We start from the raw sequence: 24,515 nt of genomic DNA, 5'->3' as shown, positions 1-24,515 counted from the left end.
GCTTGCCGCGATTGCAAGGCCCGTCGACTAAGGCCCGTCGTTCAGCCCATCCGGCGGAAGATCACGCTGGCATTCACCCCGCCGAAGCCGAACCCGTTCGAGATCGCGTGCTGCATCGGCATCGGTCGCGCCACACCGGCGACGATGTCGATGCCGTCAGCGGCGGGATCAGGGTTTTCGAGATTGAGCGTCGGCGGCGCGATCTGGTCGCGCAGGGCGAGCACGGTGAAGACCGCTTCGAGGCCACCGGCGGCGCCGAGCAGATGCCCGGTGGCCGATTTGGTCGCGCTCACCGCGATGCCGCGGTGGCGGCCGAACAGCGCCGCGATCGCGCCAAGCTCGCTCTCGTCGCCGGCCGGCGTCGAGGTCGCATGCGCATTCAGGTGCTGTAAATCCGCGGGCGCAAGCTTGGCCTGCCGGAGCGCGATCTCCATGGCGCGCCGGGCGCCGTCGCCGTCAGGCGGACCCGATGTCATGTGATAGGCGTCCGCGGTCGTACCGTATCCGACGATCTCCGCGATCGGCCTCGCGCCGCGCGCCAATGCATGCTCCAGCTCCTCGATCACCAGGATGCCGGCGCCTTCGCCCATGACAAAACCGTCGCGGTCGCGATCGAACGGGCGCGAGGCGCGGGCGTCATTGAATCCGCTCGACAGTGCGCGGGCCGCGGCAAAGCCGCCGAGGCTGACGATGTCGATGCAGGCTTCCGCGCCGCCGCAGATCGCCACATCAGTCTCGCCCGCGCGGATCATGCGCGCGGCATCGCCGATCGCCTGAACGCCGGCAGCGCAGGCCGTGACCGGTGTGCCCAGCGCTCCCTTGTAGCCGTATTTGATCGAGACGTGGCCGGCGGCGAGATTGGCGAGGAAGGAGGGGATCGTGAACGGCGACAGCCGGCGCGGGCCGCGCTGTTCGGTGATGCGCACCGCCTCCGCCATTGCCGGAAAACCGCCGACGCCGGAGGCGATGATCGTCGCAGTTCGTTCCTGCGCCGCCGCGTCCTGCGGCGTCCAACCGGCCTGCGCAACCGCTTCCGCGGTGGCGAGCAGCGCGAACAGGATGAAGCGGTCCATCTTGCGCTGGTCTTTCGGCGCGGCGGCCTGCGCGGGATCGAAGCCGCCCTCCGCGTCATCGGCCTTGTCGGGCACGAGGCCGGCAATACGTGCGGGCAGCGCCTGCGACCATTCCGGCAGCGGGCGCAGCCCGCTTTGGCCGGCCAGCAGCCGGCGCCACGAAAGTTCGACACCGCAGCCAAGCGGCGACACCGCGCCCATTCCCGTCACGACGATACGACGCATGTCAGTCTCCAGCCGGCGCGACGGCCGGGTTCATGGCTTTGAGCGAGGTCAGCCGTTTACGCATGACACGGCTGGCGCGGGGGCCTGCGACGACGACCGCATTGGTGAGCGTGATCGGCTGCATGTCGGCGGCATCGACCACGACCGGATTGAACGGACGACAATCGTGCCGGTTCGCGAGCAGGATCGCTTCGCCCATCGGTGCGAGATGCTTGTTGCCCCAAGCGAGCAGGGTTGCGACCACGGGGAAGAAGTCCCGGGCCTTGTCCGTCAGCACATATTCGTAGCGCGGCGGTCGTTCATTGTAGCGGCGGCGGACGAACATGCCGCTTTCGGTGAGATGGGCCAACCGCCGCGACAGGATGTTCGGCGCGATCCCGAGGCTTTGCGAAAATTCGTCGAACCTCGTTGCGCCCTGGAATGCATCCCGCAGGATCAAAATGCTCCACCATTCGCCGACCGTCTCCACGGCGCGGCCGACCGGACATTCCTGAATGGAGGGGGATTTGGGCTGCATGAGGGGAAGGTAGGTGAGTAGCTTGCAAAATGCAAGTTAGTAGGCGAACCGTTAGAACACTCCGACGGAGGTGTGCCGCAAGATGGCGCACAGGATTTGAATGCAAGTTGGAAGGCGGCCCTCGCACACCTAGCTCGTCATTGCGAGCGAAGCGAAACAATCTAGAGTCCCTTTGCGGGAAGATTCTGGATTGCTTCGCTGCGCTCGCAATGACGCTGTTAATGCGGTGGTGGCGCGTATCTCAACGATGTCGTCCCGGCGAAGGCCGGGACCCAATAGCCACGACTGTCGTTGTGGTGCACGATGGTTGCTACAGGCGCTAAGACAACGCTGACCGAGGTAATGGGTCCCGGCCTTCGCCGGGACGACACTGAGGGTGTGGCTACCAGCAAGCGCTAAGGATGCAGGTAGCTAATGCGACCGAGCCAGGCAGAACGCCACGACCTGCTCCAGCGCGCTCTTCATCGGCGAGGACGGGAACAGCGCCAGCGCGTCCACGGCCATGGCGCCGTAGTGCTGGGCGCGGCTGCGCGTGTCTTCGAGCGCGCGATGCTTGTTCATCAACCCGATGGCGTGGTCGAGGTCGGTGTCGCCGATCTCACCGCGCTCCAGCGCGCGGATCCAGAAGGCGCGCTCGGTGTCGTTGCCGCGGCGGAAGGCGAGCACGACGGGCAGCGTGATCTTGCCCTCGCGGAAATCGTCGCCGGTGTTCTTGCCGAGCTTGGCGCTCTTGCCGCCATAGTCGAGCACGTCGTCGACGAGCTGGAAGGCGATGCCGAGATTCATGCCGACCGAGCGGCAGGCGGTCTGCTCCGCCTTCGGGCGGTTGGCGATCACGGGCCCGACCTCGCAGGCGGCCGCGAACAGCTCGGCGGTCTTGCCGCGGATTACGGCGAGATATTCGTCTTCGGTGGTCGCGGTGTTCTTGGCGGCGGCAAGCTGCATCACCTCGCCCTCGGCGATGGTGGCGGCGGCCGCGGAGAGAATGTCGAGCGCGCGGAGCGAGCCGACCTCGACCATCATGCGGAAGGCCTGGCCGAGCAGGAAGTCGCCGACCAGCACGCTCGCCTCATTGCCCCAGAGCATGCGCGCCGACAGCTTGCCGCGGCGCATCTCGCTCTCGTCGACGACGTCGTCATGGAGCAGCGTGGCGGTATGCATGAACTCGACGCTGGCGGCGAGTTTGATATGGCCGTCGCCGGTGTAGCCGGCGAGGTTGGCCATGGCCAACGTCAGCATCGGCCGCAGGCGCTTGCCCCCGGAGGAGATCAAATGGTTGGCGACCTCCGGGATCATGGTCACGTCCGAACCGGTCCGCGACAGGATCGTGGCGTTGACGCGCTCCATGTCACCGGCGACAAGGGCAACCAGCTCTTCGATCGACGCGCCGGGAGTTTCGAAAGGTACGATGACGGCCACGCCGGTCTCCAATATTTGCCCCGGAAGGGCTATTCTGATGGAAAGACAATAGAAACTGGACGGGGATGCGGCAAGGGCCGTGGAACCATTGACATTTGGCGCTTAGTCCCCGTCAGGCAGGAGGCTGTGTTTTGCGAGAACTGGTTCGGACCAACGATATGGTGCTGGTGTCGGCGATCGGCGCGCTGCTCGACGGCGCCAACATCCATCATCTGGTGCTGGACCAGAACATGAGCATCATTGAGGGCTCGCTCGGCATTTTGCCGCGGCGGATCCTGGTCCACGAGGACGACGCCATCGAGGCCCGGCAGCTTCTGACCGAGGCCGGCCTCAGCCACGAACTGCGCGGCGATGAGTGAAGCACTGACAGACCTCACCGAGGACGCCTTTCTCGGCGGGCAATTGCGGCTGAAGCAGAAGCGGTCTGGCCATCGCGCCGGGCACGACGCCATTCTGCTCGCGGCGGCGACGGAGGCGAGGGCGGGCGACCATGTCGTCGATCTCGGCGCCGGCATCGGCACGGCGGGCCTTGCGTTGGCTCGGCGCGTCGCCGGGATCAGGCTCGGCCTGCTCGAGATCGATCCGGAGCTGGCGGAGCTTGCGCGCGCCAATGCGGCCGCGAATGCGATTGCCGCCGAGACGATCGTGCTCGACGTCACCGCGGACGCGCAGGCCTTCGCAGCCAGCGGGCTCGCGCCCGACAGCGTCGACGTCGTGCTGATGAACCCGCCCTTCAACGATCCCGCTCGCCATCGCGGTTCGCCCGATCAGGCGCGCCAGATCGCGCATGTGGCGACGGATCAGACGCTGAATGCCTGGGTGCATGCGGCGCGGCGCATCCTCCGATCGCATGGCGCGCTGACATTGATCTGGCGCGCAGATGGGATCGCGGAGGTTTTGGCGGCGCTGTCTCGCGGCTTCGGCAGTCTCGCGATTCTGCCGGTTCACGGTGAAGCCGGGCGGCCCGCGATCCGCGTGCTGGTGCGCGCAATCAAGGGCGGGAGGGCACCGGTACGATTGTTGCCGGGCCTCATGCTCAACGAGGAGTCACGCGTGCCCAAAATAGAGGTGATGGATATTCTGGAGGGAAGGGCGGTTCTACCCCTGGTGGAACCGTGCTGAGCTATTGCGGAAGCGATTCCGACTGCTGCTCTTGCGGAGTCGTCAGGCGGATCGCCATGAACAGCGCACCGATCAGCAGCATCAGCAGATAGATTTTCATGGTGTTCTCCGCTGGCCCATTGCAGCCTCTCAACGGGGTTTCTGCAAAACACGTTCCGGGCCCTTCCAATGACAGTCGCGTGATAAGAAACGGTTAATCAGAGGTAACGGCATGGCCGAAAAATTGAACGATCGTGAGAGTTCCGGCCTGGCCGACAAGCTCATGCAATATCTGCCGGCGCGCTTCCGTCCCGGCACGGCCGTGGTGCCGGTGGTGCGGCTGTCCGGTGTGATCGGCGCAGTGACGCCGCTGCGCCCGGGCATGACGCTCGCGACGGTTTCGCGGGTTCTGGAGCGGGCGTTTTCGACGCGCAACGCCAAGGCGGTGGCGCTGGTGATCAATTCGCCCGGCGGCTCGCCGGTGCAGTCGCGGCAGATCTACCTGCGCATCAAGCAGCTCGCGGCGGAGAAGAAGCTGCCGGTGCTGGTGTTCGTCGAGGACGTCGCGGCCTCCGGCGGCTACATGATCGCGTGCGCCGGCGACGAGATCATCTGCGATCCGTCCTCGATCCTCGGCTCGATCGGCGTGGTCGGCGGCAGTTTTGGTTTCCAGGAGGCGATCAAGCGGCTCGGCATCGAGCGGCGCCTCTACACCGCCGGCGCGCACAAGGCGATGCTCGATCCGTTTCTCCCTGAAAACCCCGACGACGTCGCCAAGCTCAAGGCGCTCCAGCGCGAGATCCACCAGATCTTCATCGCGCTGGTGAAGGAGAGCCGCGGCGCGCGGTTGAAGGGCTCCGACGACACCCTGTTCACGGGCGAATACTGGGCCGGCGAGAGTTCGATCGCGCTGGGGCTCGCCGACAGCATCGGCGATCTCCGCTCAACACTTCGTGCCCGCTATGGCGAGAAGGTTCTCACCCCCGTGATTGCCCAGCCGACCGGTCTGCTCTCCGGCCTTTTGGGCCGGAAATCGCCCGGCGCGGGGCAGCTTTCCGCCATGGAATCAATGGCCAGCCTGCCGGACGACCTGATCTCGGCGGTCGAGACGCGCGCGATCTGGGCGAAATTCGGGTTTTAGACGGAGCCCCTCCGCGCCATTTGGCCCCAAGGAGACTTGAAGCCGTGCCAATTGCGGCGCGGCCCGGTCTGCGCAAGAATGCGCGTGGGGGCTGAGCATTGTGAACAAGGAACGACCGATGCCGCCGTTCGTCGCATTCGCGGGCGTCCTGGGCGGGCTTGCCGTGGTCCGCTGGGCCTACAAGACCGCCGTCAGGATCAACCAGGAGCTGGAGGAGATGCGCCTCTCGCGCGTCGCCGAAGCCGCCCATATGGGGGCCGTCCAGACGCTGAAGCAGGATCCCGTCACCGGAGCCTATCGGCCGGGTTAGTTGCTGCAGACGTCATGGCCGGGCTTGTCCCGGCCATCCACGCCTTGTCTCACCGCACGAAGAACGTGGATGCCCGGGACAAGCCCGGCCATGACGGAGAACTAGGCCCGAATCACCCCTTCACCTTGATTCCCACCCCTGCCGTCGATACGGTCCCGCGCGATTCAACCCCCCGCGAGAGCCCGATCTGACGATGGACGCCTCCTTGCCCGCCCATATGCGCCCGGAACGCTCGTTCCAGGGCTTTATCCTCGCGCTCCAGCGGTTCTGGGCCGAGCAGGGCTGCGTGATCCTGCAGCCCTACGACATGGAGATGGGTGCGGGTACCTTCCATCCGGCGACCACGCTGCGCGCGCTCGGGCCAAAGCCCTGGAATGCGGCCTACGTGCAGCCCTCGCGGCGGCCCAAGGACGGCCGCTACGGCGAGAATCCGAACCGGCTGCAGCACTACTACCAATTCCAGGTGATCATGAAGCCGTCGCCGGCGAACCTTCAGGAGCTGTACCTGAAGTCGCTCGCCGCGATCGGCATCGATTCCGCCGTGCACGACATTCGCTTCGTCGAGGACGATTGGGAGAGCCCGACGCTGGGCGCCTGGGGCCTCGGCTGGGAGTGCTGGTGCGACGGCATGGAAGTCAGCCAGTTCACCTATTTCCAGCAGGTCGCGGGTGTCGAATGCGCGCCGGTCGCGGGCGAGCTCACCTACGGGCTCGAGCGCCTCGCGATGTACGTGCAGGGCGTCGACCGGGTCTACGACCTCAACTTCAACGGCCGCGACGGTGACGCGAAGGTCACCTATGGCGACGTCTTCCTGCAGGCCGAGCAGGAATATTCGAAGCACAATTTTGAGGTCGCCGACACCGCGATGCTGTTCGAGCAGTTCAAGATGGCGGAAGCCGCCTGCCGGAAATACCTCGATGCGGGTTGGAAAGATGGCAAGCGCGAGGCGCATCTGATGTCGCTTCCGGCCTATGACCAGTGCATCAAGGCAAGCCATGTGTTCAACCTGCTCGACGCGCGCGGCGTGATCTCGGTGACGGAGCGGCAGAGCTACATTCTTCGCGTGCGCGAACTGGCAAAAGCTTGCGGCGAGGCCTGGATACATACTGAAGCGGGCGGAGCGACCTGATGCCCGATCTTTTGCTTGAACTTTTCTCGGAAGAAATCCCCGCGCGCATGCAGGCCAAGGCGGCGGACGATCTGCGCCGCATGGTCACCGACAAGCTCGTCGCCGAGGGTCTCGTCTACGAAGGCGCGAAGGCGTTCGCGACGCCGCGCCGCCTTGCGCTTACCGTGCACGGCATCCCTGCGCGCCAGCCTGACCTGAAGACCGAACGCCGCGGACCGAAGATCGGTGCGGCCGACGCGGCCGTGCAGGGTTTTCTGAAAGCGACGGGTTTGACGTCGCTGGACGAGGCCAAGATCCAGCGCGATCCGAAGGGCGACTTCTACATCGCGCTGATCGAGAAGCCCGGCCGCGACGCCATCGACGTGCTCGCGGAAATCCTCCCCGTGATCATCCGCACTTTCCCTTGGCCGAAATCGATGCGCTGGGGCGCGCGCTCCGGCAAGCCGGGCTCGCTGAGCTGGGTGCGTCCGCTGCACGCGATCACCGCGACGTTCGGGCTCGAGACCGAAGAGCCCGATGTCGTCAAATTCTCGGTGGACGGCATCGAGGCCGGCCAGACCACTTACGGTCACCGCTTCATGGCTCCTAGCGCGATTTCCGTGCGCCGCTTCGAGGACTACGAAGCGAAGCTGAAGGCCGCAAAAGTCATCCTCGATCCGCAGGCGCGCAAGGACATCATCTTTGCCGACGCCAAGGAGCTGACCTTTGCGCAAGGGTTCGAACTGGTCGAGGACCAGGTGCTGCTCGATGAGGTTTCGGGTCTCGTCGAATGGCCCGTCGTCATGATGGGATCGTTCGAAGCGGAGTATCTCGCGATCCCCGACGAGGTGATCCGCGCCACCATCCGCAACAACCAGAAGTGCTTCGTCGTCAAAGATCCCGAGACGGGCAAGCTGACCAACAAGTTCGTGCTCACCGCCAACATCGAGGCGCCTGACGGCGGCAAGACCATCGTCGCCGGCAACGAGCGTGTGATCCGTCCGCGCTTGTCGGATGCGAAATTCTTCTACGAGACGGACCTGAAGACGAAGCTGGAAGACCGGCTGCCGAAGTTCGAGCAGATCGTGTTCCACGAGAAGCTCGGCACCCAGGCTGCGCGCATCAAGCGCATCGAGCGTCTCGCCGCAGAGATCGCGCCGCTCGTCGGCGCCGATGTCGCCAAGGCGACGCGCGCCGCGCATCTGGCGAAGGCGGATTTGCTGACCGAAGTCGTCGGCGAATTCCCCGAGGTGCAGGGCCTGATGGGCAAGTACTACGCGCTGGCCCAGGGCGAGGACGCCTCCGTCGCTGCCGCCTGCGAGGAGCACTATAAGCCGCAAGGGCCTGCCGATCGCGTGCCGACCGATCCGGTCAGCGTCGCAGTCGCGCTCGCGGACAAGCTCGACACGCTTGTCGGCTTCTGGGCGATCGACGAAAAGCCGACGGGATCGAAGGATCCGTATGCGCTGCGCCGCGCGGCGCTGGGCGTGATCAGGATTGTGCTCGAAAATCAGACTAAGATTAGTTTGCGAGAACTCGCTTGGGGGCACTTAGAGCGCTCGTACGACAAACAATACTTGGAAGTTGCAGAAAAGCTTGATGATCTGATGGTCTTTTTCGAAGACCGGCTTAAGGTCCAATTGCGAGATCAGAAGGCGCGTTACGATCTCGTCGATGCGGTTCTCAACGCTGGTTCGTTGGTGCAAGGGCATCCAATAGTGGCGGTCGTCCGCCGCGTCGAAGCACTCGGAAAATTCCTCGATACCGACGACGGCAAGAATCTGCTGGCAGGCACCAAGCGCGCCAGCAACATTCTCTCGATCGAGGAGAAGAAGGATAAGCGCTTATTCGACGGCGCACCCGATGCCTCGCTCTACGCTCTCAGCGAGGAGAAGGCGCTGGCCCGCGCGATCGATGAAGTGACGGCCGAAGCCCGTGCCGCCGTCGCCGGGGAAGACTTCGCTGCCGCGATGAGTGCGATGGCCAAGCTGCGTCCGCCGGTCGATGCGTTCTTCGAGAAAGTTCGCGTCAACGACGAGGATGCGAAGGTGCGTGAGAACCGGCTAAAACTGCTTAACGAGATCCGCAGCGCCACGCGTGCGGTGGCGGATTTCTCGAAGATCCAGGATTGAGCGCGTCTTGGCGCAACTGGACACCGTCATGCCCGGGCTTGTCCCGGGCATCCACGTCCTTCTTCGCTCGCGGAGAGGCATGGATGGCCGGGACAAGCCCGGGCCATGACGACGGAGTTGGTGGCCGCAATTGCTGTGCGCGAAGAGTGCCCACACAAAAAGCCCCGCCCGGCGGGGGGAGGACCGGGCGGGGCCTGATGTCCGACTATACTGCTCGCGTCAGCCTGATTGATGTGACGCGCCGGACACCTAGTTGATACCGGAAACGTTAGTCCATCACCTCGACGATGCGCCGCGAGCGCGGCTCAACCAGCACGGTCTCGCCGTTTACGACGGTGTAGCGATAGGTGGTGGCGCCGAAACGTTGCGGCACGTCATAATAGGTGACGCCGCTTTCAGGTAAGGTGGCACCGACCACCACGCGATCCGGGATGCGGAAAGCCGGCACACGTTGTTCGACGACATAGTCGCGGAAAGCCGGCCGCTGCTCGACCGCAATGGTCGGGCCGCTCTCGACGACGACGGGCGCGCGTCCCACGGTGACGCTGCTTTGCGCCTGCGCCGCAAGGGGCGAGCCGATCGAGGCCGCGAGCGCTGCAAGAGCAAGAATCCTGTTCCGCATGGGCAACTCCTTCGAGAAGGTTTTCGGGAAGCGCCACTGGCGCGACCGGTTGCCAATGCATGCGTCTCCGCGATGTTCCGGAAAACGCCCGCCGCATTCGCGGCATTTTCGGGCAGTTTTCGCGAAGCCGGGAACTCGCGCGCCCCCGGTGCGTCTCTACCCGCGGAACCCAGTCCGCTATGATCCCGCCGCGATCTGCCCCACCCACGGAAGAAAATTCATGCACATCACCGTCGCCCACATCTCGCCGATCCTGTCGCTGCTTGCGGGTGTGCTCATCCTGATCATGCCGCGCCTCCTGAACCTGATCGTCGCGATTTTTCTCATCATAAATGGTGCGATCGGGCTCGGATTGTTGAAGTGGCTCCATCTCTAGGCCTTCATTCTAGGGAACTCTTCGACTTGCGCGGACCTGCCCAAAGTGGTGTAAGGCGCGCAATTACCCATTCCTCTCGCAGGTTGTGTGCAAGCTATGGCCAAAGCCGCCTCGAAAACTCCAGCGAAAATTCCAGCGAAATCAAAGTCCTCCGCCAAGGCGAAAGCCGCGCCGGCGGCCCGCAAGGCACTTGCCAAGCGCGCCCCGAAGCCCGTGGCCAAGGCCGCTGCCAAGCCGGCTGTGAAGCCTGCCGCCAAGTCGGTTTCCAAGGCTGTTGCAAAGGCAGCGACGAAGCCGGTTGCGCCGAAGGTCGCCGCGAAGCCGGTACCGAGCAAGACTGCTTCAACCAAGGCTGCGCCTGTTGCGGCCAAGGCCGGCAAGTGGGTGTTCACCTTTGGGGACGGCAAGGCCGAGGGCAAAGCGGAGATGCGCGATTTGCTCGGCGGCAAGGGCGCCAACCTCGCCGAGATGGCCAATCTCGGCCTGCCGGTGCCTCCGGGCTTCACCATCCCGACCTCGGTCTGCACCTATTTCTACGCGCATGACAAATCCTACCCGAAGGAATTGAAGTCGCAGGTTGAGAAGGCGCTCGACCATGTCGGCAAGTTGACCGGCAAGATCTTCGGCGATTCCAGGAATCCGCTGCTCGTTTCCGTGCGCTCCGGCGGCCGCGCCTCGATGCCGGGCATGATGGATACCGTGCTCAATCTCGGCCTCAATGACGAGACCGTGGAAGCGCTGTCGGAACTGTCAGGCGATCGCCGCTTCGCTTATGACAGCTATCGCCGCTTCATCACCATGTATTCGGACGTGGTGCTCGGGTTCGAGCATCATCATTTCGAGGAAATCCTCGACACCTTCAAGGACAGCCAGGGCTACACGCTCGACACGGATCTCACCGCCGACGACTGGGTCGATCTGGTCGGCAAGTACAAGGACGCGGTCGCGCGCGAAACCGGCAAGGATTTTCCGCAGGATCCGCACGACCAGCTCTGGGGCGCGATTGGCGCGGTGTTTTCATCCTGGATGAACGCCCGCGCGGTGACCTACCGCAGGCTGCACGACATTCCGGAATCCTGGGGCACCGCGGTCAACGTGCAGGCCATGGTGTTCGGCAACATGGGCGAGACCTCGGCGACCGGCGTTGCCTTCACGCGCAATCCCTCGACCGGCGAGAGCAAGCTCTACGGCGAGTTCCTGATCAACGCGCAAGGGGAGGACGTGGTGGCGGGCATCCGCACACCGCAGGACATCACCGAGGAAGCGCGCAAGGACTCGGGCTCCGACAAGGCATCGATGGAATCGGCGATGCCGGAAGCCTTCAGGGAGCTGACGCGGATCTACACGCTGCTCGAGAAGCACTACCGCGACATGCAGGACATGGAGTTCACGGTCGAGCAGGGCAAGCTCTGGATGCTGCAGACCCGCGGCGGCAAGCGTACTGCCAAGGCGGCGCTGCGCATCGCGGTCGAGCTCGCCAATGAAGGCCTGATCACCAAGAAGGAAGCAGTGACGCGGATCGACCCCGCCTCGCTCGACCAGCTGCTGCATCCGACCATCGACCCCAACGCCAAGCGCGACGTGATTGCGACCGGCCTGCCGGCCTCGCCGGGTGCGGCCTCCGGCGAGATCGTGTTCTCCTCGGACGAAGCGGCCAAGCTTCAGGCCGACGGACGCAAGGTGATTCTGGTCCGGATCGAGACCAGCCCCGAAGACATCCACGGCATGCACGCCGCCGAAGGCATCTTGACCACCCGCGGCGGCATGACCTCGCATGCTGCGGTCGTCGCGCGCGGCATGGGCAAGCCCTGCGTCTCCGGCTGCGGCACCATCCGCGTCGATTACGGCCGCGGCACCATGAGCATCGGCTCACGCACCTTCAAGACCGGCGACGTCATCACCATCGACGGCTCGCTCGGCCAGGTGCTCGCCGGCCGCATGCCGATGATCGAGCCCGAGCTGTCCGGCGAGTTCGGCACGCTGATGAAATGGGCCGACCAGGTCCGCAAGATCGGCGTGCGCGTCAACGCCGACACGCCGGAGGACGCGCACACTGCGATCAAGTTCGGCGCGGAAGGCATCGGCCTCTGCCGTACCGAGCACATGTTCTTCGAGGAGACGCGCATCCGCACGGTGCGCGAGATGATCCTCTCCGAGGACGAGCAGTCGCGCCGCGCTGCGCTGGCAAAACTGCTGCCGATGCAGCGCGCCGACTTCGTCGAGTTGTTCGAGATCATGAAGGGCCTGCCCGTCACGATCCGCTTGCTTGATCCGCCGCTGCACGAGTTCCTGCCGCACACCCATGCCGAGGTCGAGGAAGTGGCGCGCGCCATGAACACCGACCCGCGGCGCCTGGCCGACCGCGCGCGGGAGCTGTCGGAGTTCAATCCGATGCTCGGCTTCCGCGGCTGCCGTATCGCGATAGCCTATCCCGAGATCGCCGAGATGCAGGCACGTGCGATCTTCGAAGCGGCGGTCGAGGCCGAGAAGCGCACCGGCAAGGCCGTCGGCCTCGAGGTGATGGTGCCGCTGATCGCCACCAAGATGGAGCTCGACCTCGTCAAGGCGCGCATCGATTCCACCGCGAAGGCGGTGATGCGCGACACCAACACCAAGCTGACCTATCAGGTCGGCACAATGATCGAGCTGCCGCGCGCCTGCCTGCTCGCGGCCGAGATCGCGGAGAGCGCCGAGTTCTTCTCATTCGGTACCAACGACCTCACGCAGACGACGTACGGCATCAGCCGTGACGATGCCGCAAGCTTCCTCGGCACCTACGTGTCCAAGGGCATCCTGCCGATCGATCCCTTTGTCGCGCTCGACCAGGAAGGCGTCGGCGAGCTCGTCAAGATCGGCGTCGCACGCGGTCGCAAGACGCGCCCCTCGCTCAAGGTCGGCATCTGCGGCGAGCACGGCGGCGATCCCGCCTCCGTCGCCTTCTGTCACGCGATCGGCCTCGACTACGTCTCCTGCTCGCCCTACCGCGTCCCGATCGCCCGCCTCGCCGCCGCGCAAGCCGCGCTCGGCAAGGCGATCGCGAGCCAAGCGTAAGGTAAGCGGCGAGTTGAATGTTGAGAGCGAAAGAGGCGGGGCCAAAACCCCGCCTCTTTCTTTTGAGGCGACGTTCTTGCCACACATTCAGTGTCATCGCCCGCGTAAGCGGGCGATCCAGTATTCCAGAGGCGGTGACGTGATAGGGAAGGAGCCGCGGCGTACTATGCCCCGCCTTCGCGGGGCATGGCGGCTATGGTCGAAGTGGCGATGGAACCGCGCGCATCCCGTAATGACACGTGCGCGCAAGAGTTCCTTCACCATTCGCGTTGACCAGTTGTTTACCCCTTCGCGTGAGGGCGCATTTACCAAGGCGCATCATCGCCCCGTGAGAACACCTGCGATTGCTTGCGTGTGCCGCATGCGCAACGCCGATTAACGCCCCAGCAACCTAAATTAGATACTCACGATAAAGATCGAATTGCACGGATGTACTGCGGCTCGATTTTTCTAGCGTAAGCGTAGCGTGAGCGTATCGATGTTTTTGTTGCGTACCCATCCGAAGGGCGCGCGGTTCGCGTCCTTCGGCATCTGTCTCTGCATCTTCGCATTGATGCCGAGAGAGACCGGCTATCAGGACATTGCCTCGCTGCTGGCGCGCCAACCCGGGGTCGCGGAGCGTTGGCAGAAGCAGGTATTCTCTGCTGCGTCCTCCATACAACTGGCCACTTACAGTTTTTCCCGGCCGATCGGCACTTCGGCTCCGCAGAGCGCGATGGTTCGTCTCGCGAGCCTCGACAGCCGCGACGTCACCGGCGCGATCAGCCGCAATCCGGCGCTGCAGGCGCCGCCCCGCTACCAGGCCGCCGATTTTCCCAAGGTCGATCGCTCGATGAAGGGTGATCGCCTCGCAACGGTCACGCCGACGCAGGCTCCCGAAGCGGGCGCGCCGACGGCAGCGCCGACGCAGGAGGATCCCGCGACGTCGAACAGCTCGGTGTTCGGCGCCAAGACCGTCGCGCTGCCGCAGGCGATGTCGCCGGAATCCGCGGCCGCGCTGGATCCCGAACTCGCGGAGGCGCTGCGTGCGCCGCCGCTGCCGCAATACACCAATGCGCCACAAGCCAGCGACGCTGCGCGCTCGCTCGCGCTCCAGCCGCTCGAAGCGCTGAAGCAGGCCACCATTCCGGCTGCACCGCCGCGCGATCCGTTCCGGGTCAAGACCTCGAGCCTGTTCTTCGGCAGTTCCTCGCTCGGAGGCAACGTCGAGAGCATCGAGAGCTGGCAACCCGGTGCGGAGCCGCTGATCGTGATGCCCGACCCCGACATGAAGGTGACGGCGTCGCTATCGCCGCCGTCGGAGGATATTGCGAAGGATATCGAAAGCGGCGAGAGCGTCGCGCCGAAGGGTGAGGTCAACGTCGACAATCAGCGCGCCAGATCGCCGGCGGAACGGCTCGCGCTCGACGACAAGTCGCGCGCGAAGTCCGAAAAATGCCTCGCGGAGGCCGTCTATTTCGAGTCCCGCGGCGAGGCCGTGCGCGGTCAGATGGCGGTTGCGCAGGTGGTGATGAACCGCGTGTTCTCCGGCAAATACCCGGACACCGTGTGCGGCGCCGTCTATCAGAACAAGCACCGCCATCTCGCTTGCCAGTTCACCTTTGCCTGCGACAACAATGCCGACGTGATCCGCGAGCCCGAGATGTGGGACCGTGCGAAAAAGATCTCGAAGGCCATGCTCGACGGCCAGATCTGGCTGCCCGAGGTCGGCAAGTCCACGCACTACCACGCCTATTGGGTGCGCCCGTCCTGGGTCGCCGAGATGAAGAAGATGTACAAGACCGGCGTCCACACCTTCTATCGCCCACGCGCCTGGGGCGATGGCAGCGAAGAGCCGAGCTGGGGCACCCCGGCGCAGACCGCCGCGCTCTCCGCCGAGCTCACTCAGCAAGCCAAGAGCTCCGCCGAGATGGGCGCGACCGAGCGGCGGTAGCGCCTCACGCCTCGATATCCAGCGCGCAGTCGAAATTTGGCGCCGAATGCGTCAGCGCGCCGGATGAGGCGTAGTCGACGCCGGTCGCAGCGATGGCTGGGATCGAGTCCAGGGTGACACCGCCGGATGCCTCCAGCTTGAGGCGTCCCTCGTTGAGCCTGACGGCTTCGCGCAGCGTCGCAATATCCATGTTGTCGAGCAGCACGGCGTCGGCAAGGCCGGTGTCGAGCACCTCGCGCAACTGCGGAAGCGTGTCGACCTCGATCTCGATCTTGACGAGATGGCCGGCCTGGGCGCGGGCGCGCTCCAGCACGGGACGGATGCCGCCGGCGACCGCGATGTGGTTGTCCTTGATCAGGATCGCGTCGTCGAGCCCGAAGCGGTGATTGAAGCCGCCGCCGCAGCGTACCGCGTATTTCTCCAAGGCGCGCAGCCCGGGCGTGGTCTTTCGCGTGCAGCAGATTCTCATCCGGGTGCCCTCGGTGCGCGCGACATAGTCCGCCGTGAGCGTCGCAACGCCCGACAGGCGGCCGACGAAATTCAGCGCGGTCCGCTCCGCCGTGAGGATGGCGCGTGCCGGCCCCGAGATCGTCAGCACCTGCTGCCCGCGGGCGACGCGCGCGGCGTCGCGAACATGTGCGCGTATCTCGATGTCGGGCGAAAGCTTTTGCAAGGTGGCGAGCGCCAGTGGCAAGCCGGCGATCACGCCGGACTGCCGCGCGACCAGGATTGCTTGCGCCTTCGTTGCTTCGGGGATCGTCGCAAGTGAGGTGATGTCGCCGGCGCGGCCGAGATCCTCATCGAGCGCGCGCAGCACGGCCTCGTCGATCGCGAGCGGGGAGAGGAAGGCGTCGGGATAAAGCAGAGAATTCGGGGTGATCATGGCAGACTCCGTCAGGCGGTCATCGGTTGCGCCGTGCGCGGTGTCGGGCGTTCGCTCAGGCTGTCCGCGATCTCGCGCACTGCTGCGAGCGTCGTCATCGTGCGTTGCGCGAGGGGGGCACGTCCGCGGCATGGTCGGAGCGGAAGTGCGCGCCGCGGCTCTCGCGCCGGTTCCAGGCTGACGCCACCACGAGCAGGGCTGCCGTTGCCATGTTGCGGACCGCGATGCTCGTGGCCTCGCGTTCGAGCGCGGAGAAGCTGCGAACCGCGTCCGCAAGCCCGTCACCATTGCGGATCACGCCGACATGCGTGCTCATCAGCATCCGCAGCCGCTTCACGGCCGCAGCATCCGGCGCGCCGTCCCCCGGCGTCGGCACGTCCGCAAGACGTGCGGGCGAGGGAGTGGTGCGGCCGGCGATGTCGTCGGCGATGCGCGCGGCGTAGACCACGGCCTCCAACAGCGAATTCGACGCAAGCCGGTTCGCGCCATGCGCGCCGGTGGACGACGCTTCGCCGCCGGCCCAGAGCCCGTCGATCGAGCTGCGGCCGCGATCGTCCACCGCGATGCCGCCCATGTGATAGTGCGCCGCCGGTGCGATCGGGATGGCCTGCGTGGCGGGGTCGATCCCAGCGGCGATGCAGCTTGCATGGACGGACGGGAATCTGTCGGCAAAACGTGCGCCCAGCGCCTGCCGCGCATCGAGGAAGGCGCCGCGTCCGGCCGAGATCTCCGCGAACACGCCGCGGGCCACGATGTCGCGCGGTGCGAGCTCGGCGAGCGGATGGCGCGCCGCCATGAAACGCTCGCCACGGCCGTTGATCAGTGTCGCGCCTTCGCCGCGCAAGGCTTCCGTGGCGAGCGGCGCGGGATCGCGGCCGACCATGATGGCGGTCGGGTGAAATTGCACGAACTCGGGATCTGCAATCACCGCGCCGGCGCGTGCGGCGATCGCAAGGCCGGATCCGCTGGCCTCGCGCGGATTGGTGGTGACGGCATAGAGATGGCCGATGCCGCCCGTCGCGAGCACCACCATCCGCGCGGCGAGCAGGATCGGCTGTGCTGCCGCGTCGCCAGCTTCGCGCAATCGTAGGCCGGCGACCGCGCCGTCCTCGGTCAACAGCGCTTCGGCGACGAAACCTTCGATCAGCCGGATCGACGGCGTGCGCCGCACGGCTTCGCTCAGCGCCGCGATGATGGCGGCGCCCGCGCCATCGCCACGCACATGTACGATACGCCGCGCCGAGTGTGCGGCCTCGCGCCCGACTGCGAGCCTGCCTTCGAGATCGCGGTCGAACGGCACGCCATAGGCGAGAAGGTCGTGAATCCGCGGTGCGGCCTCGCGCGCGATCCCGAGTGCGACAGCTTCGTCGACGATGCCGCCGCCAACTGCAACCGTGTCCGCGGCGTGCGCTTCCGGCGTATCGCCTTCAGCCATTGCCGCGGCGATGCCGCCTTGCGCCCATGCGGACGACGCGCCCTGTCCGAGCGGCGCCGCCGAGATCAATATTACCGGCCGCGGCGCGAGCTTGAGCGCGCAGAACAATCCGGCAAGGCCGCCGCCGACGATGACGACGTCGTCGGAGCGGGGGAGGGTGTTGATGTTGTTTGTCATGGCTTTATCTCAGTTCTTCAAATTGATCATCCGCTCGACCGAGCGCCTTGCGCGGTCCGCGAGCGCGGGATCGATCGTCACTTCTTCGCGAAGCGTCAGCAGGCTCTCCAGAATGTTGGCGAGCGTGATGCGCTTCATGTGCGGGCAGATGTTGCAGGGGCGCAGCATCTCCACATCGGGCAGCTCGGCGCGGACATTGTCGGCCATCGAGCATTCCGTGATCATCACCAGCCGCCGCGGCCGCCGCTCGCGCACCCAGTTGATCATGTGCGCGGTCGAGCCCGTGAAATCGGCCTCGGCCAGCACGTCCGGCGGGCATTCGGGATGAGCGATGATCTGCACGGAGGGATCGGCCTCGCGGTAGCTGCGCAGCTCGGCGCCAGTGAAACGCTCGTGCACCTCGCAGGCGCCCTTCCAGGCAATGATCTTCACGTCGGTCTTCGAGGCCACGTAAGTGGCGAGATAGCGGTCGGGCAGGAAGATCACGGTTGGTGCGCCGAGGCTTTCGACCACCTGCACCGCGTTCGACGAGGTGCAGCAGATATCGACCTCGGCCTTCACCTCCGCGGAGGTGTTGACATAGGCAACGACAGGCACGCCGGGGAATTTTTCGCGGAGCAGGCGGACGTCGGCGCCGGTGATGCTGGCAGCGAGCGAGCAGCCGGCGCGCGTATCAGGAATAAGCACCGTCTTGTCCGGATTGAGCAGTTTCGACGTCTCCGCCATGAAGTGCACGCCGCACTGGACGATGATGCCGGCCTTCACCCTGGTGGCTTCGACCGCGAGCTGGAGCGAATCACCGCCGATGTCGGCGACGCAGTGGAAGATCTCCGGCGTCTGGTAATTGTGCGCGAGGATCACCGCGCCCCGGGCCTGCTTCAGCTCGTTGATCGCCTTGATCGTCGGGGCCATCAGCGGCCATTCGATCGGCGGGATGACACGTTTCACGCGCTCGTAAAGCGGTGCGGTGGCTCGCTCGACCTCCGGCGTCCATTCCAGTGAAGGCATCGGCAGCGAAGGTCCGGTTCGCGACTGCTTGGCCTGTGCCGGGGTGATCACGTGGCCCTGCGGCCGGTTGGCAAAGTCGTCGGGGCCGTAAATTCCAGTTAGCGGCATCCAAGCCTCCCGTGCATGTCATTTGTACTCATTTTGAGCATATATAAAGCCTGAGAAATCCGGCCGACAGGCCGGGGGATCATTCGATATGCTCGATATGAGCAAATATAAAATAACACGTCGTGTTGGGAGCCGCCAGATCTTGCCGCACACGTTTCCGTTAAGTCGCGCCCGGCGCGTCGGCTGAGGCCGCGAGGAAATGCAATGCTCCCGCGCCAGCTCTTCGCGGAATGCAATCGTTTTTGACTTGGGGTTTCCATGCAGATGCATTAAACGAGCTGGCTCGCGGCCGCCATTTGCGAATCCGCGACCACGCACGAGGAACAGCATGTCGATACAGATGGGTGAGCTCGGTTCGGTCTCCCGTTCCTCCTCCTGGCGCACGCCGGCGATCATCATTCTCTGCGGCTGCGCGATCGGGATGCTCGGGTTCGGCCCGCGCTCGGCGCTGGGCTTCTTCGTACAGCCGATGAGCCATGAATATGCCTGGGGCCGCGACGTGTTCGGCCTCGCGATCGCGTTTCAGAATTTGCTGTGGGGACTGGGCCAGCCCGTCGCCGGCGCGGTCGCCGATCGCTTCGGCCTGTTCCGGGTGATGTGCGTCGGCGCTCTGCTCTATGCCGGGGGCTTGCTCCTGATGCGCTACTCATCGACGCCGCTGTCGCTCAACATCGGCGCTGGTGTCATGGTCGGCTTCGGTCTCGCCGGCTGCTCGTTCAATCTGGTGCTCTCGGCCTTCACCAAGCTCTTGCCGGCCGAGAAGCGCGGCCTTGCGCTCGGCGCCGGCACTGCGGCGGGATCGTTCGGGCAATTCCTGTTCGCGCCGATCGGTGTGGCCCTAATCGACAATTTCGGCTGGCAGCAGGCGCTCACCGTGTTCGGCTTCCTGATGCTGCTGATCATCCCGTTGTCGCTGGCGCTCTCGACGCCGCCGGTCGCAAGCGCGGCAAATGCGGCGCCTGCGGACCAGCAGACCTTCACCAAAGCGCTCGCGGAAGCCTTCGGCCATCGCTCCTACGTGCTGCTTGTCCTCGGCTTCTTCACCTGCGGCTTCCAGCTTGCCTTCATCACGGTGCATCTGCCGGCCTTCCTGGTCGATAGCGGCATCTCCACGCAGATCGGCGGCTGGGTGATCGCGGCGATCGGCCTGTTCAACATCATGGGATCGCTCAGCGTCGGCTATCTCCAGAACAGCCTGCCCAAGCGCTACATCCTCTCGACCATCTATTTCACCCGCGCGCTTGCGACGCTTGCCTTCATCTCGTTTCCGATCACGCCGTTCTCGGCGATTGCGTTCGGCGCGGTCTCCGGCCTGACCTGGCTGTCGACCGTGCCACCGACCTCGGCACTGGTCGCGATCATGTTCGGCACGCGCTGGTTCGCCACGCTCTATGGCTTCGCCTTCGTCAGCCATCAGGTCGGCGGCTTCCTCGGCGTCTGGCTCGGCGGCATCGTGTTCGAGCGGTTCGGTTCCTACACGCCGATCTGGTGGCTCTCGATCCTGTTCGGCGTGCTCTCGGCGCTGATCAATCTTCCGATCGTGGAGAAACCGGTCCAGCGGACGGTTGCGCAGCCTGCCTGATCGGCTAAACATCCCCTGAAACAAGTCAGGGAGTTTTGCTGTGGCGACGTTCAAGGCGATCCGGATCGACAAGGCGGACAAGGGCACCACCGCGCAGCTCACGCAGTTCGACGAAGCCGAACTGATGGAGGGCGACGTCACCGTCCGCGTGGAATGGTCGACGTTGAACTACAAGGACGGCCTTGCGCTCACCGGCAAGGCGCCGGTGGTGCGCCGCTTCCCGATGATTGCCGGCATCGACTTCGCCGGCACCGTCGAGCAGTCCTCGCATCCGCAATGGAAGGCGGGCGATAAGGTTGTCTGCACCGGCTGGGGCATGGGCGAGACCCATCTTGGCGCCTATGCCGAGAAGGCGCGGGTGAAAGGCGACTGGCTGGTCGCTCTTCCGCAGGGCCTATCGGCGCGCGACGCCATGGCGATCGGCACTGCCGGCTTCACCGCGATGCTGTCCGTGCTGGCGCTGGAGAAGCACGGAGTGTCGCCGAACAGCGGTCCGGTCGTGGTGACGGGGGCTGCAGGCGGCGTCGGCTCGGTTGCGACCGCCGTGCTCTCGAAGCTCGGCTATCACGTCATCGCCTCCACCGGACGTGCGTCCGAAGCGGACTATCTGAAAGAGATCGGCGCGGCTGAGGTGATCGACCGCAACGAATTGTCGGCGGCCGCCAAGCCCATCGCCAAGGAGCGCTGGGCGGGTGGCGTCGACAGCGTCGGCTCGACCACGCTCGCAAACCTGCTGTCGATGACGAAGTACGGCGGCGCGATCGCGGCCTGCGGCTTGGCTGCCGGCATGGACCTGCCGTCTTCCGTCGCACCCTTCATTTTGCGCGGGGTGTGCCTTCTCGGCATCGATTCCGTGATGTGCCCGATCGAGCCGCGGAAAGCTGCCTGGCAACGCCTGGCGTCCGATCTGGACCGGTCAAAACTAGCTGAAATTACTCACGAAATTCCGCTTTCTGAAGTTCCGGAGTGGGGCGCGAAAATCCTCGCCGGCCAGGTCCGCGGTCGCACCGTTGTAAAAATTGTCTAACGGCGTTCAGACTTTACCAACCATGCTGCTTCAATGTCGCCATGGTTAGTATGGTAAGCAGCAGGTAAAGAGATAAGGCATAGCCCGCTGCGGGGTTGGTTCGGAGTTGAGCATGCTTGCGCGTATTGTGTTGGGGGCGGTCACGGCGGTAGCGACGCTTACGCCGGCCATTGCTGGAAGCATGAACGCCGATGAGGCGCGCCGCTTCGTCGCCGGGAAGGTGTTTGCTTTCACCTGCTTTGACGGCACCCGGGGCGCGGGCCGCATCATGGACGACCTCGGCGCCGCCGGCGCCGTGCAGTTCTCGGGTGCAGGTCCGGTGAAACATCTCCGCCTGCCCGGCAACACGCTGCAGATCCGCGGCCAGAACGTCTGCGCCTCGATCAAGGGCATTCCGTTCGAGCCCTGTTTCAACCTTGAAAAGACCGACGATCGCAGTTTCCGCGGCTCGGTATCGGGGATGGGCTTCGCCTATTGCGACTTCCATCACCAGGGCGGCAACCAGATGCTGATGGCGCGGGCCGTCGCGCGGCCGCGCTCGCTGCGCACCTCGGAACACACGGGTTCGGTCGGCACGCCCAACACCGAAGTCGCCGCGCGTGTCGAGACCCCGCGCGTCGAGAGTAGCCGGCTCGAGCCGGTGAAGCCGCAAGTTAAATCGGAGCCCGCCAGGGACGACGCCCCGCTGGAGCTGCGCCGCTCGACCCAGTGAGTTGGCTGCGCGCGTCCGCGCACTTGCTCGTTGAGAGCTGCCATCAAACACGAAGCCGCCGCGCCGTAGTCATACGGACGGCGGCTTTCATGCGTTGGTAGCTGTTCGCGCCCAGTTTGCGTACGGCCGGGGGCGCGGCCCGATAAAAGGGTTCAACGATGTCGCTGTACTTCTTCCGTATCAGCACGGGCCGCTATTCCGGTGCTGCCGACCAGCCATATGAGTTCGAGGACCGCGCCGCGGCCTGGACCGAGATGACCGAAGTCTGTGCCAATTTGCTCGGCGGCATCTCGCGCGGCCTGAAACAGGACGCCGAATGGCGCATGGAGCTGCTCGACGAGAACAAGGAGCCGGTGTTCCGGATCAGCTTGATTGGCGAGAGCCAAAAGGCCCTTGGTCGCACGGGCTAGAAATCGGGCATCCTACCGCCGCGTGTGGTTAACCTGTTAAGCGCGCGGACCGTGCTGTTTTTCAAGGGATTTTCCGGTAAGTCCGGTATTTGTCCGGGGGCGATCGTTAACCAGATCACCACACCTGAAGCTCAGTTTTTAGGCAAGGGCGATCAACGCCGAGGGCGACCGACAATGACTTGGCCGCGCAACCCGGGAAACGCCCTCATGTCGAGACTCATCCAGAATCTGCAAATCGGTACCAAGCTCGCGCTCGCTTCGGCGTTCGGCGTTGTTCTCGTCGGCGCCATGATCGCGAGCCAGGTCATCGGCAACAACAACGTGCGGCATTCCAACCAGGCCGCGCTTGCGCAGCAGGAATTGGTGCGCGAGGCTACCGAAGCCAAGCTTGGGATACGCGGCTTGCAACTCGCCGTACGGGACATGCGTCTCGCCAACAATCAGGGTGACTTGCAAAAGGCGAGCGAGCTTCTGCTGGAGCGGTCGAAAGCACTGAACGGCGTTGTCGATTCCATGCTCAGGTTGTCGCACGTCCCGGAAAACCGCGCGCGGATGGAGAAGCTCAAGTCTACGTCGGCCGATTACCTGAAGGGCGCGCAGCAGAACGCCTCTGTTCGCAGCGAGGCCATTGCGGTTGCGGCCACGGACCCCGTCCTCGCCGCCAAGATTTCCGAGGAAGGCGCGCGCCAGATCCGCGAGGTGACGCTGCCGCTTGCCACACAGCTGGACAATTTGACCAGCGAGATTGCCGATTTCGCCAAGCACAAGAGCGATGAAGAAATCGCTGCCGCGAGCCAGGAGATGGCCGTGAGCGAGCGTCTCGGCATGGTGGTCGGTGCGTGCGCCGTGCTCGTCCTCATCGGTTCGTGGCTGATGTCCTTCCTGACCATCGCGCGGCCGATCCGCGCGCTCACGGTTGCCATGGACAAGCTCGCTGGTGGTGACTTCTCTGTTGTCCTGCCGGGTCTCGGCCGCAAGGACGAGGTCGGCGGTGTCGCCGCGGCCGTCGAGAAATTCAAGGTCGTGTCGGAGCAGAAGGCGCGCCAGGAAGCGGAAGCCAAGATGCGGCAGGACCAGGTGGCGGCCGAGCAGCGCAAGGCCGATATGCGCAAGCTTGCTGATAGTTTCGAAGGCGCCGTCGGCGAGATCGTCGATACGGTGTCGTCGGCCGCGACGGAGCTCGAGGCTTCGGCCTCGACGTTGACCTCGACGGCGGAGCGGGCACAGGAACTGACGATAGTTGTGGCTGCGGCCTCCGAGGAGGCGTCGACCAACGTGCAATCGGTGGCGTCGGCCACGGAAGAGCTGTCGTCTTCAATTACGGAGATTAGCCGCCAAGTGCAGGAATCGGCGCGGGTCGCGAGCGAGGCGGTTACCCAAGCCCGAACCACGACCGACCGTGTCGGAGAATTGTCCAAGGCGGCGGCTCGCATTGGCGACGTGGTCGAGCTGATCAACACCATCGCCGGCCAGACCAACCTGCTGGCGCTTAATGCCACCATCGAGGCGGCACGCGCCGGCGAGGCCGGTCGCGGTTTTGCGGTGGTGGCTTCCGAAGTGAAGGCGCTTGCCGAGCAGACCGCGAAGGCGACCGGCGAGATCGGCCAGCAGATTTCCGGCATTCAGGCCGCGACGCAGGACTCCGTCGCCGCCATCAGCGCCATCAGCAACACCATTGAAAAGCTGTCCGAGATATCGTCCACGATCGCGGCGGCCGTCGAGGAGCAGGGCGCGGCGACGCAGGAGATCTCGCGCAACGTGCAGCAGGCGGCCGAAGGCACCCATCAGGTCTCGTCCAACATCACCGACGTGCAGCGCGGTGCAGGCGAAACCGGCTCGGCATCGTCGCAGGTGCTGGCAGCCGCGCGGTCATTGTCCGGCGACAGCAACCGCCTCAAGCTCGAGGTCGGCAAGTTCCTCGACACCGTGCGCGCCGCCTAAGAACCTCGTTCCAGACAGTTCGGAAGACGCCCTGCCTCCTCAGGCGGGCGTTTTTGCATCCTGATCTTCGCCGCGAACGTCTCGCGCATGACTTCGGCGAACGTCGGCTGCAAAAGCAAACAGCGGCGACCTCAAGCTGAAATTTACAACTTTCTGGCGAGATTATCTCTTCCATTTCAACTGTTTGGGTTGAAATCTCAGTATTTCTCCGAGCCCTCCCGTTA

The 24,515-nt window shown here is 64.9% G+C and carries 20 protein-coding genes and 1 pseudogene; 14 read left to right on the top strand and 7 right to left on the bottom strand.

Features of this window, described 5'->3' with window-relative positions; all coding sequences use genetic code 11:
• Positions 1-41: 41 nt before the first annotated feature.
• From fabF to AB3L03_RS09060, 3 genes are all read right to left on the bottom strand, one after another.
• Positions 42-1,298: a beta-ketoacyl-ACP synthase II gene (fabF, locus tag AB3L03_RS09070; protein ID WP_026232839.1), complete on the bottom strand. Its 1,257-nt coding sequence runs from the start codon at positions 1,296-1,298 to the stop codon at positions 42-44.
• 1 nt (position 1,299) lies between these two features.
• A complete protein-coding gene (locus AB3L03_RS09065) occupies positions 1,300-1,815 on the bottom strand; it encodes a helix-turn-helix domain-containing protein (protein ID WP_018454901.1) in 516 nt (171 codons plus the stop codon).
• A 411-nt stretch (positions 1,816-2,226) separates the two neighbouring features.
• Positions 2,227-3,234, bottom strand: a complete 1,008-nt coding sequence (locus AB3L03_RS09060; RefSeq protein WP_007594965.1) for a polyprenyl synthetase family protein — start codon at positions 3,232-3,234, stop codon at positions 2,227-2,229.
• A gap of 131 nt (positions 3,235-3,365) precedes the next feature.
• On the opposite strand from AB3L03_RS09060, the gene AB3L03_RS09055 reads away from it, so the two are divergent.
• The 6 genes from AB3L03_RS09055 to glyS all read left to right on the top strand — a co-directional run bounded on the left by AB3L03_RS09055 (position 3,366) and on the right by glyS (position 9,026).
• Positions 3,366-3,593 carry a DUF2007 domain-containing protein gene (locus AB3L03_RS09055; RefSeq protein WP_007607161.1) on the top strand — a complete coding sequence of 76 codons (228 nt, stop codon included), beginning with the start codon at positions 3,366-3,368 and terminating at the stop codon, positions 3,591-3,593.
• Positions 3,586-4,356, top strand: a complete 771-nt coding sequence (locus AB3L03_RS09050; protein ID WP_368508447.1) for a tRNA1(Val) (adenine(37)-N6)-methyltransferase — start codon at positions 3,586-3,588, stop codon at positions 4,354-4,356. Before AB3L03_RS09055 ends, AB3L03_RS09050 begins: the two co-directional genes overlap by 8 nt.
• Positions 4,357-4,567: 211 nt before the next feature.
• Complete coding sequence (locus AB3L03_RS09045; protein WP_317244894.1) at positions 4,568-5,476, top strand: S49 family peptidase; 909 nt, start codon at positions 4,568-4,570, stop codon at positions 5,474-5,476.
• Between the two features lie 118 nt (positions 5,477-5,594).
• Positions 5,595-5,786: a hypothetical protein gene (locus AB3L03_RS09040; RefSeq protein ID WP_085352613.1), complete on the top strand. Its 192-nt coding sequence runs from the start codon at positions 5,595-5,597 to the stop codon at positions 5,784-5,786.
• 193 nt (positions 5,787-5,979) lie between these two features.
• Positions 5,980-6,915 (top strand): glycine--tRNA ligase subunit alpha, encoded by a 936-nt coding sequence (locus AB3L03_RS09035; RefSeq protein ID WP_317244893.1) that lies wholly within the window; start codon positions 5,980-5,982, stop codon positions 6,913-6,915.
• Positions 6,915-9,026 carry a glycine--tRNA ligase subunit beta gene (gene glyS / locus AB3L03_RS09030; RefSeq protein ID WP_368508446.1) on the top strand — a complete coding sequence of 704 codons (2,112 nt, stop codon included), beginning with the start codon at positions 6,915-6,917 and terminating at the stop codon, positions 9,024-9,026. Before AB3L03_RS09035 ends, glyS begins: the two co-directional genes overlap by 1 nt.
• 268 nt (positions 9,027-9,294) lie before the next feature.
• On the opposite strand, the gene AB3L03_RS09025 is transcribed toward glyS, so the two are convergent.
• A complete protein-coding gene (locus AB3L03_RS09025; protein WP_018454893.1) occupies positions 9,295-9,648 on the bottom strand; it encodes a DUF1236 domain-containing protein in 354 nt (117 codons plus the stop codon).
• 220 nt (positions 9,649-9,868) lie between these two features.
• Here AB3L03_RS09025 and AB3L03_RS09020 point away from each other — a divergent pair, with 220 nt between their 5' ends.
• The 3 genes from AB3L03_RS09020 to AB3L03_RS09010 all read left to right on the top strand — a co-directional run bounded on the left by AB3L03_RS09020 (position 9,869) and on the right by AB3L03_RS09010 (position 15,008).
• The gene (locus tag AB3L03_RS09020; protein WP_007594951.1) at positions 9,869-10,024 is read left to right on the top strand and encodes a DUF3096 domain-containing protein; all 156 of its coding nucleotides are present in this window, start codon (positions 9,869-9,871) and stop codon (positions 10,022-10,024) included.
• A gap of 96 nt (positions 10,025-10,120) precedes the next feature.
• Positions 10,121-13,075 (top strand): pyruvate, phosphate dikinase, encoded by a 2,955-nt coding sequence (gene ppdK / locus AB3L03_RS09015; protein ID WP_247372703.1) that lies wholly within the window; start codon positions 10,121-10,123, stop codon positions 13,073-13,075.
• A 478-nt stretch (positions 13,076-13,553) separates the two neighbouring features.
• A complete protein-coding gene (locus AB3L03_RS09010; protein ID WP_368508445.1) occupies positions 13,554-15,008 on the top strand; it encodes a cell wall hydrolase in 1,455 nt (484 codons plus the stop codon).
• Between the two features lie 4 nt (positions 15,009-15,012).
• Here the strand turns inward: AB3L03_RS09010 and nadC are convergent, their stop codons facing one another.
• The 3 genes and pseudogenes from nadC to nadA form a co-directional block, all read right to left on the bottom strand.
• Positions 15,013-15,891 carry a carboxylating nicotinate-nucleotide diphosphorylase gene (gene nadC / locus AB3L03_RS09005; RefSeq protein WP_247391679.1) on the bottom strand — a complete coding sequence of 293 codons (879 nt, stop codon included), beginning with the start codon at positions 15,889-15,891 and terminating at the stop codon, positions 15,013-15,015.
• An 11-nt stretch (positions 15,892-15,902) separates the two neighbouring features.
• Positions 15,903-17,503 (bottom strand): annotated as a pseudogene (locus AB3L03_RS09000) (L-aspartate oxidase).
• Between the two features lie 9 nt (positions 17,504-17,512).
• Complete coding sequence (nadA, locus tag AB3L03_RS08995) at positions 17,513-18,619, bottom strand: quinolinate synthase NadA (protein ID WP_204513858.1); 1,107 nt, start codon at positions 18,617-18,619, stop codon at positions 17,513-17,515.
• A 328-nt stretch (positions 18,620-18,947) separates the two neighbouring features.
• Here nadA and AB3L03_RS08990 point away from each other — a divergent pair, with 328 nt between their 5' ends.
• The 5 genes from AB3L03_RS08990 (at position 18,948) to AB3L03_RS08970 (ending at position 24,291) form a co-directional block, all read left to right on the top strand.
• Positions 18,948-20,201 (top strand): MFS transporter, encoded by a 1,254-nt coding sequence (locus AB3L03_RS08990; protein ID WP_085352605.1) that lies wholly within the window; start codon positions 18,948-18,950, stop codon positions 20,199-20,201.
• A 40-nt stretch (positions 20,202-20,241) separates the two neighbouring features.
• Positions 20,242-21,228: an MDR family oxidoreductase gene (locus AB3L03_RS08985; protein WP_085352604.1), complete on the top strand. Its 987-nt coding sequence runs from the start codon at positions 20,242-20,244 to the stop codon at positions 21,226-21,228.
• Between the two features lie 112 nt (positions 21,229-21,340).
• Positions 21,341-21,940 (top strand): hypothetical protein, encoded by a 600-nt coding sequence (locus tag AB3L03_RS08980; RefSeq protein ID WP_026233672.1) that lies wholly within the window; start codon positions 21,341-21,343, stop codon positions 21,938-21,940.
• 158 nt (positions 21,941-22,098) lie between these two features.
• Positions 22,099-22,350 carry a hypothetical protein gene (locus AB3L03_RS08975; protein WP_007594936.1) on the top strand — a complete coding sequence of 84 codons (252 nt, stop codon included), beginning with the start codon at positions 22,099-22,101 and terminating at the stop codon, positions 22,348-22,350.
• A gap of 207 nt (positions 22,351-22,557) precedes the next feature.
• Positions 22,558-24,291 carry a methyl-accepting chemotaxis protein gene (locus AB3L03_RS08970; protein ID WP_368508444.1) on the top strand — a complete coding sequence of 578 codons (1,734 nt, stop codon included), beginning with the start codon at positions 22,558-22,560 and terminating at the stop codon, positions 24,289-24,291.
• Positions 24,292-24,515 lie beyond the last annotated feature (224 nt).

It is taken from the genome of Bradyrhizobium lupini, assembly GCF_040939785.1.
GTDB classification, from domain to species: Bacteria; Pseudomonadota; Alphaproteobacteria; order Rhizobiales; family Xanthobacteraceae; genus Bradyrhizobium; species Bradyrhizobium canariense_D.
Note: the sequence above shows the minus strand (reverse complement) of the source record. Positions and strands in the feature narration are given on the sequence as shown.